Annotated in this window: 13 protein-coding genes; 3 read left to right on the top strand and 10 right to left on the bottom strand. The window is 33.3% G+C overall.

Annotation, left to right across the window (positions count from 1 at the left end):
• Positions 1–50: 50 nt before the first annotated feature.
• From GR162_RS16545 to GR162_RS16535, 3 genes are all read right to left on the bottom strand, one after another.
• Positions 51–3,209, bottom strand: a complete 3,159-nt coding sequence (locus GR162_RS16545; protein ID WP_160783044.1) for an exodeoxyribonuclease V subunit beta — start codon at positions 3,207–3,209, stop codon at positions 51–53.
• A 136-nt stretch (positions 3,210–3,345) separates the two neighbouring features.
• Positions 3,346–3,945 carry a lipoprotein signal peptidase gene (locus GR162_RS16540; RefSeq protein ID WP_160783043.1) on the bottom strand — a complete coding sequence of 200 codons (600 nt, stop codon included), beginning with the start codon at positions 3,943–3,945 and terminating at the stop codon, positions 3,346–3,348.
• Positions 3,946–4,064: 119 nt separating this feature from the next.
• The gene (locus GR162_RS16535) at positions 4,065–4,280 is read right to left on the bottom strand and encodes a hypothetical protein (protein ID WP_066033367.1); all 216 of its coding nucleotides are present in this window, start codon (positions 4,278–4,280) and stop codon (positions 4,065–4,067) included.
• 181 nt (positions 4,281–4,461) lie between these two features.
• Here GR162_RS16535 and GR162_RS16530 point away from each other — a divergent pair, with 181 nt between their 5' ends.
• Both GR162_RS16530 and GR162_RS16525 read left to right on the top strand, forming a co-directional pair.
• Positions 4,462–4,818 carry a roadblock/LC7 domain-containing protein gene (locus GR162_RS16530; protein ID WP_008465295.1) on the top strand — a complete coding sequence of 119 codons (357 nt, stop codon included), beginning with the start codon at positions 4,462–4,464 and terminating at the stop codon, positions 4,816–4,818.
• A gap of 36 nt (positions 4,819–4,854) precedes the next feature.
• Entirely contained in the window at positions 4,855–5,235 is a 381-nt protein-coding gene (locus GR162_RS16525; RefSeq protein ID WP_008465296.1) for a hypothetical protein, read from the top strand.
• A 257-nt stretch (positions 5,236–5,492) separates the two neighbouring features.
• Here the strand turns inward: GR162_RS16525 and GR162_RS16520 are convergent, their stop codons facing one another.
• The 7 genes from GR162_RS16520 to gdhA all read right to left on the bottom strand — a co-directional run bounded on the left by GR162_RS16520 (position 5,493) and on the right by gdhA (position 18,022).
• Positions 5,493–5,873, bottom strand: a complete 381-nt coding sequence (locus GR162_RS16520) for a TraR/DksA C4-type zinc finger protein (RefSeq protein WP_008465297.1) — start codon at positions 5,871–5,873, stop codon at positions 5,493–5,495.
• Positions 5,874–5,879: 6 nt separating this feature from the next.
• The gene (gene ileS, locus GR162_RS16515; protein WP_160783042.1) at positions 5,880–9,281 is read right to left on the bottom strand and encodes an isoleucine--tRNA ligase; all 3,402 of its coding nucleotides are present in this window, start codon (positions 9,279–9,281) and stop codon (positions 5,880–5,882) included.
• A gap of 203 nt (positions 9,282–9,484) precedes the next feature.
• Positions 9,485–11,404 carry a hypothetical protein gene (locus tag GR162_RS16510; protein ID WP_202393958.1) on the bottom strand — a complete coding sequence of 640 codons (1,920 nt, stop codon included), beginning with the start codon at positions 11,402–11,404 and terminating at the stop codon, positions 9,485–9,487.
• Positions 11,405–11,453: 49 nt separating this feature from the next.
• Positions 11,454–13,352 carry a PQQ-binding-like beta-propeller repeat protein gene (locus tag GR162_RS16505; RefSeq protein ID WP_008465302.1) on the bottom strand — a complete coding sequence of 633 codons (1,899 nt, stop codon included), beginning with the start codon at positions 13,350–13,352 and terminating at the stop codon, positions 11,454–11,456.
• A 116-nt stretch (positions 13,353–13,468) separates the two neighbouring features.
• Entirely contained in the window at positions 13,469–14,182 is a 714-nt protein-coding gene (recO, locus tag GR162_RS16500) for a DNA repair protein RecO (protein WP_160783041.1), read from the bottom strand.
• An 86-nt stretch (positions 14,183–14,268) separates the two neighbouring features.
• Entirely contained in the window at positions 14,269–16,551 is a 2,283-nt protein-coding gene (locus GR162_RS16495) for a T9SS type A sorting domain-containing protein (RefSeq protein WP_160783040.1), read from the bottom strand.
• 127 nt (positions 16,552–16,678) lie between these two features.
• Entirely contained in the window at positions 16,679–18,022 is a 1,344-nt protein-coding gene (gene gdhA / locus GR162_RS16490) for an NADP-specific glutamate dehydrogenase (RefSeq protein ID WP_129746644.1), read from the bottom strand.
• 327 nt (positions 18,023–18,349) lie between these two features.
• Here gdhA and GR162_RS16485 point away from each other — a divergent pair, with 327 nt between their 5' ends.
• Positions 18,350–19,141 carry a glutamate dehydrogenase gene (locus GR162_RS16485; protein ID WP_160783039.1) on the top strand — a complete coding sequence of 264 codons (792 nt, stop codon included), beginning with the start codon at positions 18,350–18,352 and terminating at the stop codon, positions 19,139–19,141.
• Positions 19,142–19,223: the final 82 nt, after the last annotated feature.

The raw sequence follows: 19,223 nt of genomic DNA, 5'->3' as shown, positions 1-19,223 counted from the left end.
ACTTAACCAAAATAAAGCTTCGTTTTTCCTTTAACATCTGATTAATTTTTTCACAAATTTACTACCTCAATTTCTGCTCCAATATATACTAGAGCTTTTTTTAACACTGTGTATCCTAAATCTTCAATCGCGTCTTGATATTCCTTAATTTGTTGCTGATATTTAGCATTGGACGCCCCAGTTTTATAATCCAGCAAATAAGCCTCTTTGTTTTCCAAAAATACAATTCGATCAGGCTTTAAAATCCTTCCTTCTTTCTGAACAATTGTTTGCTCATTTAGTACAGTATGACTTCCATCAAAACATACATTTAGCTCTGGATGATTTACAATTTCTTTCAAAGTCTGCAGCACCTGATCAACTTGGTCATAAGTTATCAAACCATTTTCTAGGGATTTTGTAACTGCTAAATCAATATCAGATTTATCTTTAACAAAAGCCAAAATCTCGTGCACAATGTTTCCGTAGGAAATCGCCTCTTGTTGATGTGTCCCCCACATTAAGGCTTCCCGTTGGGCAATTTTGATATTTTTCGGATTCAAAACATCTCTCACAATCGGAATGGATTTAACCGTATCAACCGTTGAAGAGGTTTTTGACAACCTTACTTTATTTCCAAATTCGTAACTCATTTTTTCTTCATCATAAACTCCTGCATGAATCAAAAATTTAATAAAAAAAGAAGCCATATTATTGGGATATTCACCATCACTTTTGGCTTTTAATGACTGAGAAATTACATATAATTGCTCTTCAGCACGAGTCAGCGCGACATAAAGCACGTTTATATTATCTAAAAGTTCTTCTTGCTTTTTTAAATTAAAAACTGCCGATGCGCTTTCTCCAAAGCTTTCAACCGCACTGCTATTATCAACCAAAGCTTTTGGAACTCCTAGATCTATTTCCTCTGTATCGAGCCACAACTTATCTTTTGGTTTTCGATTATAATCTTCGTCAGCAAAAGGCATAATTACGACTGGAAATTCCAGCCCTTTAGATTTATGAATGGTCATAATTCGAACTGCATTATTCCCTTCCGGCGATGGAATGCTAAATTTATGCGAATTTTTATCCCAGAAAACTAAAAAGTCTGCTACTCCAGCTTGGTTTCTAATATCCCTTTCCAAAACAATATCCAGAAAAAACTGAACATAAGCATTTCCTTCTGATGGAAGAATAAATTTAGAAATGATAATTTCTACCGCTTCATACAATGATTTTTTTCGAACGTCTTCAAAAGAAAAAGAAACATCAAAGGTCAAAAGCCATTCTTCAAATTCCTTTTCAAATCGATGATTCATTCCCATCGCAATAAAATCATGGACAGGCATAAGCAAATCTTTAGTCGAAGCCAAAAAATGCAAAAAGTTAGCTTTTGATTCTAAGTCCGAACTATTATTCAAATACCTAAGAAGATGAATTATCAAGCGAACTTCTGAAGCATTTTGAATCATCAATGTTTCTGAAGACAACAAAGGAACTCCCTGTTCTGTCAAATAGTTAGCAATTGCAATTCCTTGATCTCTTTTTCGGGTCAGAATTACAATATCTTTATACTCAAAACCCTGTTTAACTACTTCGTGGATTGTATTTAGAGTTGCCAAAACATACAAATCCGATTTTTCCACGACATCATCTTCATCAATAAAATCATTTTTATCAATAATTGGAAGAAAAGAAATGTTTACATAACCGCCTTTTTTCGAATTGGTGTTTTGAAAACTATGATTCTCATAAAGATTTTTATAATCTTCATTTGAAAATTCGCTAGAAATCAATTTAAAAAAAGCATTATTAAACTCAATAACTTCACTATAGCTTCTATAATTTGTATCTAAATATTTGACTTTTTTGTCATGATGAAAAAAAGCAACTTCTTCTTTGCTCAATTCGATAAACTGCTCTGCTTTTCCTCCGCGCCAGCGATAAATAGATTGTTTTGGGTCTCCTACAATCATTAAAGTCCCTTTATTCCCTAAATCATCTAAACCCGAAAGTGAATTGTCAATCAGCGGAATTAAATTCTGCCACTGCATTTCTGATGTATCTTGAAATTCATCAATAAAGAAATTGCGGTAACGCTCTCCCAAACGTTCGTAAATAAAAGGTGCTGGCTGATTCTGAATTTCACGATGAATAATCGCATTGAATTCTGAAATCGACAAGATGTTTTGTTCTGACTGAATTTTTGCAAGTTCATTACTTACAGTATTCAGCAAAGAAAGTGGCGTAATATTTTTTAGAAAGGCTTTGTAAAAATCTCTTTTTTCGAAATTCTGATAAACTTCTTTCAGTATTTGAAGTAATTCAGGAATAATATTTTCAATTAACGCTCGATCTTTTGCCGTCTTGTTAATCGCAATATCATCAAACTCATGAAAGGTCTTATTTTTTGGATTGAATTTTCCTTCCTTAATGCTTTGCAAATGATTTGGAAAAGTTCCTCTTGAAAATGATTTCGGATCAATTCCGTTCTTATCAATCAATTCAATTGCTTTCATCGCAAAACCTTGGTTTATTTCTTCCAATTCTTTGCAAAGCTCTTGCATTTTCTTTTTAATCTCGACAAACTCCCCGATTGTTTTGTTTTGAAAATGCAGAATTTCATTTCGATTGTTTTCGTTTAAAACCAATCTTCCTGTATCTAGAATTTCACGCGAGATATCCCAACTTTTGTCATCATCGGTTTTTTCCATTGTAAAATCGATAAGCAATTTAGTCAGGGTTTCGTCTTCACCCGCTTGCGCAATAATGGCATCAACAGCTTCAACCAATAAATTTTCAGTATCCAAAGTGACTTCAAAAGTCATCGGAAGATTCAGGTCGTGCGCAAAAGCACGAATAACTTTATGGGTAAATTTATCAATGGTAGAAATATCAAAAGCAGCATAATTATGAATCAAGTGCTTAATAATCTGCTGCGATTTGGTTTTAATTTTAATGATTGAAAGCCCAGTATCTCGTGATAAGTCTTCCATCAAATCGGCCGCTTTTGGAGATGGGTCGTCTTTTGCAAATTCAGAAAGATTCCCAACAATACGGCTTTTCATTTCATGAACCGCTTTGTTGGTAAAAGTAATTGCCAAGATATTTCTATATGCATCGTTCTTTGGAGAAGAAAGAATAATTTTCAAATATTCTTTTACCAAAGTATATGTCTTTCCTGATCCCGCAGAAGCATCATAAATGGAAAAAGACGGACTTTGCATAGTTTAATTTTATTGTAAAAATAATACAATAATATTAAATGCCAATAATGAAAAATTCCAAATTACAATATCTGTTTCTTGCGAATGCCTCAAATATTGGAATTTGGAACTTTGAAAATTTTGGAATTTTTAAACTTTATGCGTGTTTTGGAAAAGCTCTTTTATTAAAAACCAAAAGTATTCCTACACCTGTAGAAATGGCTACATCAGCTACATTAAAAATAGCATTAAAAAAGGCAAAATGCTTTCCTCCAAAGATTGGAAGCCAAGTTGGAAGATTCCCTTCCCAAATAGGAAAATAGAACATATCCACAACCAGACCATGAAACCAAGTTCCGTATGGTGCTGGAGAAAAAATTGTTGCAAGGTTGTGAGTACTGTCATCAAAAATAACTCCGTAGAAAACAGAATCAATAATATTTCCTGCTGCTCCAGCAAAGATTAATGCAATTGCAACTATTAGATAAGTCGAATGACGCTTTTTTACTGAATCAGAAAGCCACCATCCAATTCCGACCACAGCAAAGATTCTGAAAACTGTCAAAATCAATTTTCCATACTCTCCAGGAATTTTTGTCCCCCAAGCCATTCCTTCATTTTCAATAAAATGAATTCTAAACCAGTCGGCAATCACAACCTCTTCGCCAAGAACGAAATTTGTTTTGACATAAATTTTAGAAAGCTGATCAACAATTAAAACTAGGAATATAAGGAAATACGCTTTTCGTAATGACATTTTATGATTTTTTGATGGGCAAAAATAATAATTAAATCAAAAAAAACGCTCCTAATGGAGCGTTAATTCTTTCGCAACAAACTAAACAAGCTTATATGCTAATCTAAACCTGATAAAGTTTACTTTTTCACAGTAGCTTTTGCTGGCGTTTTTGGACTGTCGGAGAAAAAATCTGAAATGGATTTGAAGATTCCTTTGCTTTCTTTTCCGGCAGCCAACTTCTTAGCCTCACCCTTTTTTACATCTGCTTTAAATTTAACACGCAGTTTTTCAAATTCTTTCATTCTGCGCTCTACATCAGAGTTTACTTCTTTGAATTTCAATACTTTAGCCATAATGTAAGTTTTTCGTAGTAAATAATTTAAATTATTACTGATTTGGTATTACAATGATACATAATTTAATTTATATTTGTTAATAAAAATTAACACTTGTTTATCAAAACATGCAATTAATTTTATAAATCAAATACCAAATGAACTGAATTTAACATTCTTCCCAAAATCCTACAAAATCATGAATGAAATCACAACTACTCTAAACGACTTTCTTGTCAACACCAAATCTACTGCAGCATTAATTTTAAACGGAAAAGGAAAACTTATCACTTCCTTAAATCTTGATTACGGCGATAGCATTGCCGCAATGAGCGCTGCCATTTTATCTATGAGCGAAAAGTTTTTAATAGATTTAGAAAAAGGCTCTTTAAAACAATTATATCTAAAAAGTGCTGAAGGTGTTATTGTTGGAAATAAAATAAGCGGCTCTAACTTTATTGTAGCTTTTTCTAAAGAAGGAAGCAATTTAGCTCTATTAATGCGCTCTACAGAAGAAGTTTCGGCAGAATTAAGCAAAAATTCCCTATTGAAATAACCATAAATTCTATTAACAAATTAACCCTAATTAACTATGAACAATGATTTTTTAAACGTATTTTTAAGCGAAATGAAAAGCAACGTAAACGGCTTTATCGCTGTAGCTGTAACAGAAATTGAATCTGGATTAAGCTTTGGAAATTTAACAATCGACCCTAGTTTTGATCCGGAACTTGCAGCAGCTTATAACCTTGAAGTTGTAAAAGCAAAACTGAATGCAGTAAAAGCCTTAGGCTTAAACCAAGATATTGAAGACATTTTGATTACATTATCTAATCAAATTCATATTATCGATATTTCTCCGAACAAAAAATTCATGATCTATCTTGCAGCTGATGCTTCAAAAGCAAATTTAGGTATGACTAGAGCTATTTTAAGAAAGCATAAAGCTGATGTTGAAAAAAATCTGGCATAACAATTTTACTTTAAAAAAAACGCCTCTAACCAAGGCGTTTTTTTGGATCCATTTCTAAAAAATCTTAAGTAGTTTTACCTATTTCATTCTTACAAAAAAAGGGTTTTTAAAATTTAATTTATTTTGATTAATTATAAATAATTTCTTTCAATAGATAATCCCTTTAGCAAAATAGAGGTTTAACAAACATTAAACAATACAAAAAAAACGCTCCTAAAAGGAGCGTTTTTTCTATTTAAAGATATATTTCTTAAAATTTATCTCTGCAAGTTTTTAGCTTCGATACTCATTGTTGCATGAGGAACGATTTTAAGTCTTTCTTTGCTAATTAATTTACCTGTTACTTTGCAGATACCGTAAGTTTTATTTTCTACACGGAATAAAGCATTTTTTAAGTCACGAATGAATTTCTCTTGTCTGATAGCCAACTGAGAGTTCGCCTCTTTTGACATGGTCTCACTTCCTTCTTCAAAAGCTTTAAAAGTTGGAGAAGTATCGTCAGTTCCGTTATTCAAATCGTTCATATAAGCACTTTTGATCAAATCAAGATCTTCTTGTGCTTTTTTAATTTTTGCTTGGATTATTTCTTTGAACTCTGCTAAATCTGCATCTGAGTATCTAATAATTTCATCTATCATTTTCTACTATTTTGAAATTAATATAATGGTTCTAATGTCATCAAACTCAATTTCTGTGCCGTTTTCCAACGTGTCAGCAAAAACAAGTTCGTCTGTTAATGTTTCAGACTTAATATAGTCTTCATTTTTTAAAACTGCATCTTCTAAAATGCCGTCTCTTTTTATTTGAACTTTAATCTTATCCGTAACTTCAAAACCTGAATCTTTACGGATGTTTTGTATTCTATTAACTAATTCTCTAGCGATACCTTCATTTTTTAATTCTTCGGTAAGAGTAATATCAAGCGCAACTGTTATTCCGTTTGAATTAGCAACTAACCATCCTTCGATATCTTGTGATGTAATTTCCACATCTTCTAATGATAAAGTTACACTATTTCCTGCAATAACAATATCTAGCGTTCCTTGCTTGTCCAGCTGATTGATCTGCTCTGCAGAAAAACCCTGTATCTCCTTAGAAATCAAGCCCATATCTTTACCAAAACGTGGTCCAAGCGCTTTAAAATTAGGTTTAATTTGTTTTACCAAAATACCTGAAGCGTCATCTAAAAGTTCAATTTCTTTAACATTTACCTCAGCTTTTACTAGGTCAGAAATCGCTTCGATTTCAGCACGCTGATTGTTGTCAAGTACCGGAATCATTACCTTTTGCAAAGGTTGACGAACTTTTATCATCTCTTTTTTACGTAGTGATAAAACCAAAGATGAGATCGTTTGTGCCTTCTGCATTTTGCTTTCCAACGTTTTATTAACAAAGTTTTCGACAAATTTTGGGAATTCAGCCAAGTGAACACTAGCAAAATCCTCGGTTCCCGTAGATGATGTCAAATCTCTGTACAATTTATCCATAAAAAATGGAGCTACGGGAGCGCTTAATTTACTTATTGTTAATAAACAAGTATAAAGCGTTTGATAAGCTGCAATTTTATCTTTAGCGTATTCTCCTTTCCAGAAACGACGACGACATAAACGAACATACCAGTTACTTAAGTTCTCCTGAACGAAGTCAGAAATTGCTCTTGTCGCTTTTGTTGGCTCATAATCTTCGTAGCATTCGTCAACAAATTTGATTAAAGAATGCAATTCAGAAATAATCCATTGATCGATTTCTGGTCTTTCGTTTAACGGAATTTCAGCTTCAGCATATTTAAATCCATCGATGTTAGCATATAACGAGAAGAAAGAATAAGTGTTGTATAAAGTTCCGAAGAATTTACGTTTCACCTCAGCAATTCCCTCAAGGTCAAACTTCAAGTTATCCCACGGATTTGCATTCATAATCATATACCAGCGTGTAGCATCTGGACCGTTTTCTGCAATGGTTTTAAATGGGTCTATAGTATTTCCTTTACTCTTAGACATTTTAATTCCATTTTTATCTAAAACAAGACCGTTTGAAACTACATTTTTGTATGCAATTTTGTCAAAAACCAAAGTTCCGATAGCGTGTAAGGTATAAAACCATCCACGTGTCTGATCTACTCCTTCAGCAATGAAATTTGCTGGAAAATCTTTGTTTCCGTCAATTTTGTCTTTGTTTTCAAAAGGATAGTGCCATTGTGCATAAGGCATTGCTCCAGAATCGAACCAAACGTCGATTAAATCACTTTCGCGCTTCATTGGTTTTCCAGAAGCAGAAACCAAAGTGATAGCATCAACAACATTTTTATGCAAATCGATTAAATCATAATTTGATTCAGACATATTTCCGATTTCAAATCCTTTAAACGGATTTTCTTTTTGGAAGCCTGCTTCAATCGATTTTTCGATTGCATTGTACAATTCTTCAACAGAACCGATAATAACTTCTTCTGTTTTATCTTCTGTTCTCCAGATTGGCAAAGGAATACCCCAATATCTAGAACGAGATAAGTTCCAATCGTTGGCATTTTTAAGCCAATTTCCAAAACGTCCTTCACCAGTAGATTTAGGTTTCCAATTGATAGTTTCGTTCAGGTCGAACATTCTATCTTTTACATCGGTTACTTTGATGAACCATGAATCTAGAGGATAATACAATAACGGCTCATCTGTTCTCCAACTGTGTGGATAACTGTGCACGTATTTTTCAACTTTAAATGCTTTATTTTCTTCTTTAAGACGAATAGCGATTTCAACATCTACAGATTTCTCTGGAGCTTGTCCTGCATCGTAATATTCGTTTTTAACATATTTACCAGCCAAATCGCCTACGTGAGAAGTGAATTTTCCTTGTAAATCAACTAAAGGCACTGCAGTTCCGTTTTCGTCTAAAACTAACATTGGCGGAACTTCTGGTTTCGCTTCTTTTGCCACCTTAGCATCATCAGCACCAAAAGTAGGCGCTGTATGCACGATTCCTGTTCCGTCTTCTGTTGTAACGAAATCTCCAGAAATTACTCTAAATGCATTTTCAGCATTTTGGTATGGCAACACATAAGGCAATAATTGCTCGTAACGGATTTCTACTAAATCTGCTCCTTTTGCTTCGGTTAAGATTTTGTATGGAAGTTTTTTATCACCGTTTTTAACATTGTCAAAATCAGCATCGTCTTCACTTAAGAAATATCCTTTTCCGAATTGTTTTCCAACTAAGTTTTTAGCCAAAATCACATTGATTGGCTCAAAAGTATATTGATTGAATGTTTTAACTAAAACATAATCGATTTTTGGCCCAACTGTCAAAGCTGTATTTGATGGAAGTGTCCAAGGCGTTGTCGTCCAAGCTAAAATGTGGATATCTCCAAAACCTTGTAAAAAGCTTGGAAGCGTTTCTGGCAATGTTTTAAACTGTGCTACAATTGTAGTATCTGTTACATCACGGTAAGCTCCTGGCTGGTTAACTTCGTGAGAAGACAATCCAGTTCCTGCTTTTGGAGAATATGGCTGAATAGTGTATCCTTTGTACAACAAACCTTTATCGTAGATTTGTTTCAAAAGCCACCAAACAGACTCCATGTATTTTGGTTTATAAGTCACATACGGATCTTCCATATCAACCCAATACCCCATTTTTTCGGTCAAATCATTCCATACGTCAGTATAACGCATAACGGTTTTTTTACACGCTTCGTTATATTCTTCGATCGAAATTGTTTTACCAATATCTTCTTTAGTAATTCCTAATTCTTTTTCGGTACCTAATTCAACAGGCAGACCGTGAGTATCCCATCCGGCTTTTCTTTTTACCTGAAAACCTTTTTGAGTTTTATATCTGCAAAAAATATCTTTAATCGCACGTGCCATTACGTGGTGAATACCAGGTAATCCGTTTGCTGAAGGCGGACCTTCAAAAAATACGAAAGGTTCTGCACCTTCTCGAGTGGTTACACTCTTTTCAAATATATTTTCTTTCTTCCAAAAATCAAGAACTTCAGACGCTACAGCTGGTAAGTCAAGTCCTTTGTATTCAGTAAATTTTGTACTCATTTTATCATTTTCTTAAACGAGGTGCGAAAGTAAGAAATTTTGAACTATTGACCGCCAATTTCCTTAAATTTCACAAACTTTTGTTGAGATAATAGATACAAAAACATAAGAATTGGTTACTTTCTGACATTATTCTCATTTTTCTGAGCATAATAAATCAAAAAACAACCAATTCTTAAAATAACTTCCAACAAGCTAAAGTCTTATTTAAATCCTCCGAAATAAACTTCTTTCATAAAAATTCTATTTCCAAAAACGGGATTTATTTCTACTTTTTCGCGTGTTTCCTGATAAAAAGTTTCGCCATTAAAATCTTCGATTTCATAATTGATCTTATGAGGAATTTTTCCAGAATTTAAAGCTGCTACAGGGCGATAATCTCCAAATAGTTTTCTTTCGAAGAAACTTTTATTGCCATTGTCAAATTCTGTTTTTTCTGTTGAAACTATATTAAAGTTTTCTTTATCAATAAAAACATGATAATCTGTTTTAGGAATTGTTCTGTTTCCCGAACTCAATGTTTTTTCAAAATAATTTAAATGATAACACATTTTTCCCTCGTACATTTCTTCACCCAAAACTTCAAAATTATTCCATAAATCGAGTCTTAAGTCGGTTAGAAAGTTTACCAAATCAACATTTTTAGACAAATTGCTGTAATCGTATGATGTTAATTTTGCCCATTTGGCATTGAGTCCAGTTTCACGATCGTCATGACTCCAAGCTTCTGGTCCGTTTACGATTTCATAATAAGCTTCAGGCATTTTTTTCTTAAGAAGATAATGCGATGTTGTTGCCCATTTTTCTTCTGTTTGCGGAATATTTGTCCCTTCAATTGAAATCTTAGAAAATAGATGTGCTTTTTCTACTTTTTTCAAAGCTTGGCTTCCCCCCAAATTATCAACTACTTTAGCCAAAATATTTGCATTTAATTGATATGGTATAGAATCAAGCAAATTAAGTCTTTGCGTTTTAATCTTTTCCAGATAAGCTTCACGATTAGATTTTTCGATTTCCCATTCTGCATCTTGCTGCTGAATCTTTTCAAAAAATGCTAATCTTTTTTCTTCTTTCTCTTCCGCTATTTTAAGACCTAATTTTTGAAGATCTGCAAAACGTGTAGTGTGGCTTCTTATTTTTTTATCGACAAAAAAGCCATTATTCACTTTTTTAACTATCGAAGATCCTCTTGAATCCTGCTTATCATTCTCAATAAGCAAATTAGCATACAGTAACGCTTTTTCTTTATTTTCAAGCAAATAATAAGTTTCTGCTAAATTGTTTGTAACTATGAAACGAATATTTTCGTTTGCAGGAGAAAGTGGATATTTTATCAATAGACTTTCCAAATATTGCAAATGAGGCGCTAAAGTTTTTTCGTCTAAACCTTTTTCAAGTGTCACTTTTTGCATCTGAACTGTAATTTCATTTTCAAATGCCAGCAACTTCTCGTACTCAGGATGCGATTTTGAAGTTACAAATTCAAACTTTATCTTTTCTTCACCGATAGTGTATCTTAATTTATAATTAAGGTAGTTTTGTATTGCTTGAACAGAACTGTAAATTACTGTGTCTAATCCTAATTCCGCAACAGTGTAATTACCGTCTCTTTCTGCTTCTGCAATTTTTTTATTATTCATCTCAACGGCAGCCTTCAAATTGTCTTTTTGACTACCTACAGCTATTAAATAGGATTCCACTGTATTAAAATCTTTGGTCAACAGAAGCTTATCTGCGCATTTCGCCTCCATTTTTATTTTTACACTATAATTGGAAAATGCCTGAAACTTCCATCCGTTTTTCTTTTTATCAAAAATACTGTCAATTTTAGTGGCTTTATATTGCGGAAGTTCAATGGTTAAATAAATTCTTAGTTTTCCGTTCGCAGGATCTTTTATGAAACCTTCTATATTAAAATAGTTTTTTTTCAATATCGGTTCTTCCTGTATTAACTGCTTATCCATTTGATAGAAAGTGGTCTGAGTTAATGCATTATCAAGAATAGGAAATTCTGGGTAGTTAATTACTGGTATGTAGAATTTCTTTTTTTTAGAGCTTATTTTTTCTTGCGCCTGAATTGAAGCAATTACAAGCAAAGCTATAAGGAGTAGTGTTTTTTTCATAGGCAAAAAAAAGCCATCAAAATCAAATCCTGATGGCCTGTATCTTTTTTTATTTTTCTTTTCTATTGAAGATCTGAATTGACTTATCAGAAACATAAAAAATATTCTGAGTCGCAGGATCTACTTCGTAAATTGGCTTGTTGTTGTTGAAGATAATTTTATCAACTTCAACTCCATCAACTTTACTCACTTTTACAAGAATTTTTTCTCCAGAATCTGCTTTTGCAAAGATATAAGAGAAGTCTCTGTTTTGTTTCATTGCATTAAAACGAGAGTTAAATTTAGCCGCTACTACGCCAAGCGCTGCTGCCCCAGCCGCATAAGCTTTTGCTTGATCTTTATTCGTTTTATCTTCTTTCTTTAAAACTGAAGTTCTCATATTTCCATCAGAATCACGGTATGTCATTGTTACTTCAGAGCCTTTAAATTCACTCACACCAGCTCCAACTCCTAAACCAATACTTCCAACAATAGCAGCACTTTTTATAAGACGTCTTGTTCCTTCTCCTGGCTGTGAATAAGTAAGGTGATATTTAACTGTACCATCCATATTAACTCCCATAACTTCAAGTGGACCTGAAAGCACAACACCCCAAGGAAACTGCTCGATACTGTTTAATTCTTTTTCTCTTTTGATATTTACTTTGGCAAATGGTTCTGGCTTGTCACTAATGCTAGGGTCAAATTTGTACAATTTCTCGTCATTATATACTAAGTAAGAATTTGTAGTTTCATCGTAAGTAGGTAAAACTGGACGATTTTTATCAAAATTGATATTACGTTTCCAAAGTTTAACTCCGGTTTTATAATCTACCATGTTTCCGTAAGTTCCTGTAAGGTACATTACTTTTTCGCCAACTTTCCCTAGGTAGTAAATTGGATCTTCTTTATCATCAGAAATTTCGATGAATTTTTTCCAAAGTTTTTCTCCGTCTTTGTTAATCAACATCATTTCATTTTCTGCAACGTACAAGAAATCTTGATCGATTGGAATTACTCTTTTCAATCCATCTCCACGAGCGTCTTTTTTCCAAATTTTCTCTCCTGTGTTTAAGTCAAAAAAGTTAAATCCGCTGTAGTGCGCAACTAATATTTTTGTTCCCCAATCTTCAAGATAAACGACTCTCTTTGTTTTGATAGATTCTTTCCAGATACTTTTTCCAGTTTCTGTATTTAATACATTTAAATATTGTTTTGTAGAAAAAGTTCCTGTATTATTTACTACAACAATATTTTTATCATTTTGCGTTAAGAAAAATTTAGAATAATCTTCTTCACCTTTCCAGTTTAGCTTTCCAGTAGCTCTGTCAAAAGAATACAATTTTCCGTACAATAAATAGTAAATTACAGATCCATGTACTTTTGCTACGTTTGTATTTACTGATTCTTTAAATGAAAAACTAAACAAAGACTTTGCTTTATCAACAGTTGTATTCCATTTTAATTCGCCAGTTGTCATATCCAATAATGCAATTGCCATATCTCCATCTTTTTTCAAAGTAAGCAGATACTCATTTGTTTCAGGAATAAAATCTGACTGTGTAACCCAGAAAGACTCTTTTGCAGAATTATAAACTACTTTACCTGTATCAGTATTGATAATAAGATATTTACTTTCAAGATAAGCTTCTACATATGGACTTCCAGGCACATTAGTTAAAGTACTTTTATCCGCGAAAAGTTTTGTAAGATCAGTATCGCCTGCGATATCCAATACTGATCTACCTCCAAAATCTTCTTTAGTTAAAGTCCATACAACTTTTTTAGTTTCAGGATCAAGACCTTTAATAGATGCGCCTTCTTTAAAGACAACAATTCCAGTAACTCCATTCTGCACCAAATCCTGGACAGCATTTTCTGTTGTAACTATTTCATCATATTTTCTTTGGGCAATTGATGAAACCGCTACCGACAGAAGCAAAATAATCGAAAATGTAATTTTCTTCATGGTAGATTTTTTTTAAATTATTGGTTTTAGATATTTATGAGAAATTGCTTTTACTAAAAAATGGGATTTTTTTAGTAAAAATTAACTGAGCAAATATATAAAAATAGGAATGCTATTTATGAAAAAATTTCTTTCAAAATATCTAGCGATTTTGGACGCTTAAAACCCTCTAAATGAGAAGAATAAAAATCAATTAAAACCTTTAGCAAAATTTGTCTCTCAATTACATTGAAGATTTTTTGGCTATTATCAAACTTTAGTTCGATAAGTTTTTTTAACAAAGTGGTTTCGTGCTCCGAAAGAGCGGTAGAATTGTGGAAAACCGTAAAAACACCCTCATTCATTTCAAAAAAAGGAAGGTCAATATCTGAAAGATCAGGATAAAATCCGAGGTATTTTGTGATTTCTAAAAGAAGAATTAAGTGAAAGTTAGAAATTTCGTCATGATGATCCAGCCAAGTCAATGCCGTTTCTAAAAACAAGAAAAGCTGTTCGTTTTTTTCTTCTTCCTGAATAGAATAATGAAGCATTTCTGAAAGAAACATTACCATGGTACTTTTTACAATATCGGTATGAATACTCTGAAAAGGAACCGCAGTTCTTATTTCTTTAAAATTTTCAAGTGTTCCTTTATTTTTATGAACGGCTTCAATTTCTAAAATCGAAAAAGGCTGAAAATACGCAATCTTCTGACTGGCTTTTCGACTCGAAAATGCATCGCGTACAAAATAAGATTTCAGTCCGCTAGAAAGTGTAAAGCATTTTACAATCAAGCTTTTTTCTTGAAATTTTAAAGATGAAATTACTATGGCTTTGGTTTTGACGAGCATTTTTAATTTTAGATTGTAGATTTTAGATTTTAGATTTCTATCCAAAACTAAAAACTGTGACTGTTGCAGAAAACTGCGACTGAATACTAACGAATTATCATTACTTTTTTGACTTTCGTTTCTCCTCCGTCTTCTGCAGAAATAAAAACCATATAAACGCCAGAGGCAACTTTATATTTGCCAAAAGCAGTGGTGTCCCACTCGATTGTTCCGCCTTCCGAAGTTTTTTCGTAAACTAAATTGCCTGCAATATCAGTAATTTTGATATTTGCCTTATCAATTAATCCAGCAACTTTTACTGTTCCATTATAATTTGGACGAACCGGATTTGGATAAACATATACATTACTCAAATCATCGTTTGCATCTGTTGCTATTCCGTTAAACGAGACTAATCCTTTATTGGTTGCTATAAAAACTTCTCCGGTTTTAGCATTTATCTTGATATCGTTTACATAATTGCTCGGCAGCGGAGAATTGTTTATAGTAAAATGATATTTGGTTTCCTGACCATTTGGCGAAACCATAAAAACTCCAGAATCTGCAGTTCCAATCCATTTATTGTTTGCTCCGTCAACTGCTATTGAAGTAATAAACTGTTCATACAGTAATTCCTGTGCCAAATCGTCTTCGGTAATAATGATAGGATTTGCTTTTAATTGATTTTCCGACTGAAAACTGGAGACATTAGACAAAACTCTCAGCCCTTTTGTTGTTCCAATCCAAAGCTGATTTTTTGTATCTAATGCTAATGCTCTAACATCGGCTATTGGCAAATTCCCAGCATCAACACCAAAAGTCATTTTTTTGAACGTATTAGTGCTTTCATTAAACCCAACGACGCCACTTTTTAGGGTTCCAATCCACTTTACATTATTTCGATCTATGGCTATACTCGAATAGTTTTCTTCTTCGGCATTGTCTATAATTGAAGTCATGGCATAACTTCCCCATTGTCCATTTGTTTTTAAAACTTTCAGTCCATTTTTAATTCGGCTGTTTGTTACCCAAAGATTTGCAGATTTATCAAATGCTGTTGCATTAATACGAACATCAATATAATTTGGTCCTTCTGTAGTTATAGTTTCTAAACCGCTATTTTTTTCGTTGTATAAAAAATTAGGAACATCGTTTTCAACTTTTACCAAACCAGAAAAGAATGAACTCGCATAAACTTGTTTTTCATTATTTGGATTAACAAGAACTCTTGTAATTGATTTTGCGTCATAAACTTCAGAATACGGGATGTTCAGCCAACCAGAAGCATTATACCTGCTAATTCCGTAATTATCTAAAGGATAAGGATTATACGAAACATCATAGTCGCCGTAAACTGTCCACAAAACACTAGAACCTGCATCTATTGCAAAAATATTATTTCGAACTGGTCCAGCTGGCGTATTATTCTCAAAAGCGGCTACATTATTAAGAGAAGAAGCAAATAGACCTTTTTCTTTTGTTCCAATAAAAATCTGATTTCCAACAGCGGTTGCACAACTAAAATTCAAAGTATTGTCTAAGACCTGAGAATTTGAAATTTGTCTATTCAAAACCATTTGATTATTGTACACATAAACCGTATTGGCAATTGTAACAAATAAACTATGATTTTTTGCTCTCGTGTCTACAGCAGGCTGAGGCAATTGCAAAAACCCAACAAAAGTATTTGAGTTAAATCTATGAATATATCCGGAATCATTTATCGCAATGAGCTCACTATCTAAAGTTTCTACACTCGACCAATTTCCTGCATTTACAACCGACCATTGATTGTAATCTATAAGATTGGCATTTGTCTTATCTGCTTTTCTAATGCCACTTGAGGTTGCTGCGAAAATAAATCCGTTAAACAAAGTAGTTTGTTTTACGCTTATTTCAGCTCCGTTGTCACCAATAAAATAAGTATCACCAAATTGCGAAGTTTTCAAATTGAATTGCACAATCCCAAAATCACAAGAAACATAAACCAATCCATTATCTTCCATAAAATGATTGATTTTTTTTGTGTTTGCCGGCAGTTGTTTATTAATGATATCAACCACTTTTAGAATACTTCCGTCACTGTCGTTAACTAAGATCATCAAACCATTTTCGTAACCGATCAATGTTTTTTTGAATACCTCGCTGTAATAAACCGCAGAAATGGTCTGACCTGATAGTCCTTCAACTGTAGTTGTGGTTTTAAGAATATTTGTTGCCGTATTTTTTGAAAACAATGCATTTTCTGAGGCCGCAAATATGCTTGTAGCCGACTCCGAAATATCTTTTATTTCATTAAACGAAAAATATCCCTGCCAAGACAGTTTGCCCTGCGCTCCGCAAAACTGAATGAGAAGTAAAAACAAACTGCAGAAAAATATTTTTTTCATCATTTAATGTATTCAATTAAGGCAAATATACTACAAACGAAATTTTATTTAATTTTTAGCACAAATAAAATACCCTCGCTATCTTATCCAGACAATCGAGGGTATTTCTTATAGTAGTAAGTAAATCTTAAACAACACCTTGTGCAAGCATCGCATCGGCAACTTTTACAAATCCGGCAATGTTGGCTCCTTTTACGTAGTTCACATATCCGTCTTCTTCAGCACCGTATTTTTTACATTGGTTATGAATTCCAATCATGATTTCTTTCAATCTCAAGTCTACTTCTTCGCTTGTCCAGTTTAGACGAATTGAGTTTTGAGTCATTTCTAATCCAGAAGCGGCAACACCACCAGCGTTTGCAGCTTTTCCTGGCGCGAACAACACTTTATTGTCTAAGAAAAGTTTGATAGCATCTAATGTAGAAGGCATATTTGCAGCTTCAGTTACACATAAAACGCCATTGTCGATTAATTTCTTAGCATCATCACCATTTAATTCGTTTTGAGTAGCGCATGGAATTGCGATATCTACTTTTACTTCCCAAGGACTTTTTCCTTTATGGAAAACAGCGTTTGGATATTTCTCTAAATATCTTTCTGCTCTATTATCTCCAGTGGCTCTCATTTCAAGCATATGATCGATTTTTTCTCCAGAAATTCCTTCTTCATCATAAATGTATCCGTCAGGTCCAGAAATCGTAACTACTTTACCTCCTAATTCATTTACTTTTAAAGCTACTCCCCAAGCTACGTTTCCGAATCCTGAAATAGCGACTCTTTTACCTTTAATCTCATGTCCGATAGTACGAAGCATTTGATCTGTAAAATAAACTACTCCATATCCTGTAGCTTCTGGTCTGATTAATGAACCTCCGTAAGCCAAACCTTTTCCAGTTAAAACTCCTGTAAATTCATTTCTAATTCTTTTATATTGTCCGAACAAATAACCAATTTCTCTTGCTCCAACACCAATATCTCCAGCTGGAACGTCAAGATCTGGACCAATATGACGGCATAACTCTGTCATGAATGACTGGCAGAAACGCATAATTTCTCCGTCTGATTTTCCTTCTGGATCAAAATCAGAACCTCCTTTACCTCCACCCATTGGAAGAGTTGTCAAACTGTTTTTGAAAACTTGTTCGAAAGCAAGGAATTTTAAAACTGATAAATTTACTGTATGGTGAAATCTAATTCCTCCTTTATAAGGTCCAATTGCAGAGTTCATTTGAATTCTGAAACCTCTATTGACAATAATTTCTCCTTTATCGTCTACCCATGGAACTCTAAATATTATTGATCTTTCCGGTTCAGCGATTCTTAAAAGGATATTCTTTCCATCATATTTTTTACGCTCAGATATAAACGGAATTACTGTTTCAGCAAATTCTCTAACAGCTTGAAGAAATTCTGGCTCGTTTGGATTTTTTGACTCAATAAGAGCCATAAACTCATTTATTTTTTGTTCCATCTTTGAAATAAATTTTCAGATAATTTAGATTTAATTTTCACTCTTATAAAAATAAGAAACTATGTTTAAGAAAACGTTTTCGTTTTAACTGACAAAGATATAGCAAATAATGATTCGATGTTATATTTTTCACTTTTTTGAATCGATTTGTGTTTTTTGCAAACATTCCAAAAAAAACACATTTTTCATGTAGGTGTTTACATGCAAATCACCTTTCAAAAGTTAGTAAATTAAGTATTTTGTTACTTATTTTTCAATACCGCAATTTAATATTTTGAATCGATTAGGTTTTTTATATATTTGCCGTGATTTGTAAGCCCCTAAAAAATGCCTAAACACCTATTTATCACATTATTTGCCTTCTTCGGCATTTCAACTGCTGTATCAGCACAAGGATTAGCCCAAGAGATCGGAATCTATGCAGGACCAGTAACTTTACAGTCCGATTTTGGAGAAAGAAACAACTTTGATAATAATGTCGGAAACACAGGTTTTGGCATTGGAGTCATGCACTTTATAAACTTTTCTGCCAATAACAATAGAGAAAATTATTTTACAGAACATTTCAAAGTAAGATCTGATCTGTCTTACAGCAGAACTACCCTAAAACACCATGGACAATGGGTGGAACACAAACCTAACGGATTATTTGCAACGCAGTTAAGAAACATGCATGCCAGCTCAAGCATTGTAAGTTTGGGCACACAGCTAGAATTTTCTCCTTTTATGAAAATTCACGATTTCGAAAACTCAGTTGGTAGCTTCAGTCCGTATGGAGCTTTTGGGGTTCAAGTGAGCTATTATTCAGCTAAAGTTGGATCTCGATTAGGCGATATCAAACTTCCTGCTAATACTCCAGGAAAATACTTAACTCCATCTGATGGACGTGCTCATGGTTTCTCTACTGAAACTGGCGTAGCTTTAGCTGCTACAGCAGCTGTCGGAGTCCACTATAAACTGACTGACATGAGTGATTTGATGTTTGAAACTCGTTTCCATATGTACAGCTCAGACTGGATCGACGGATTGAACCCAAACAAAGATATTTACAAAGAAAACAAATCTAACGACTGGCAGGTTTGGTTTAACTTTGGATACATCTATTATTTGGAATTCTAAAAAAAATCAAATCCCAAAATATAAAAATCCCAAATTCCAAAGTAATCAAAATTGGAATTTGGGATTTTAGTTTTTATTGGAA

Origin of the sequence: Flavobacterium sp. HBTb2-11-1 (assembly GCF_009826975.1) — a bacterium.
Lineage (GTDB): Bacteria > Bacteroidota > Bacteroidia > Flavobacteriales > Flavobacteriaceae > Flavobacterium.
Note: the sequence above shows the minus strand (reverse complement) of the source record. Positions and strands in the feature narration are given on the sequence as shown.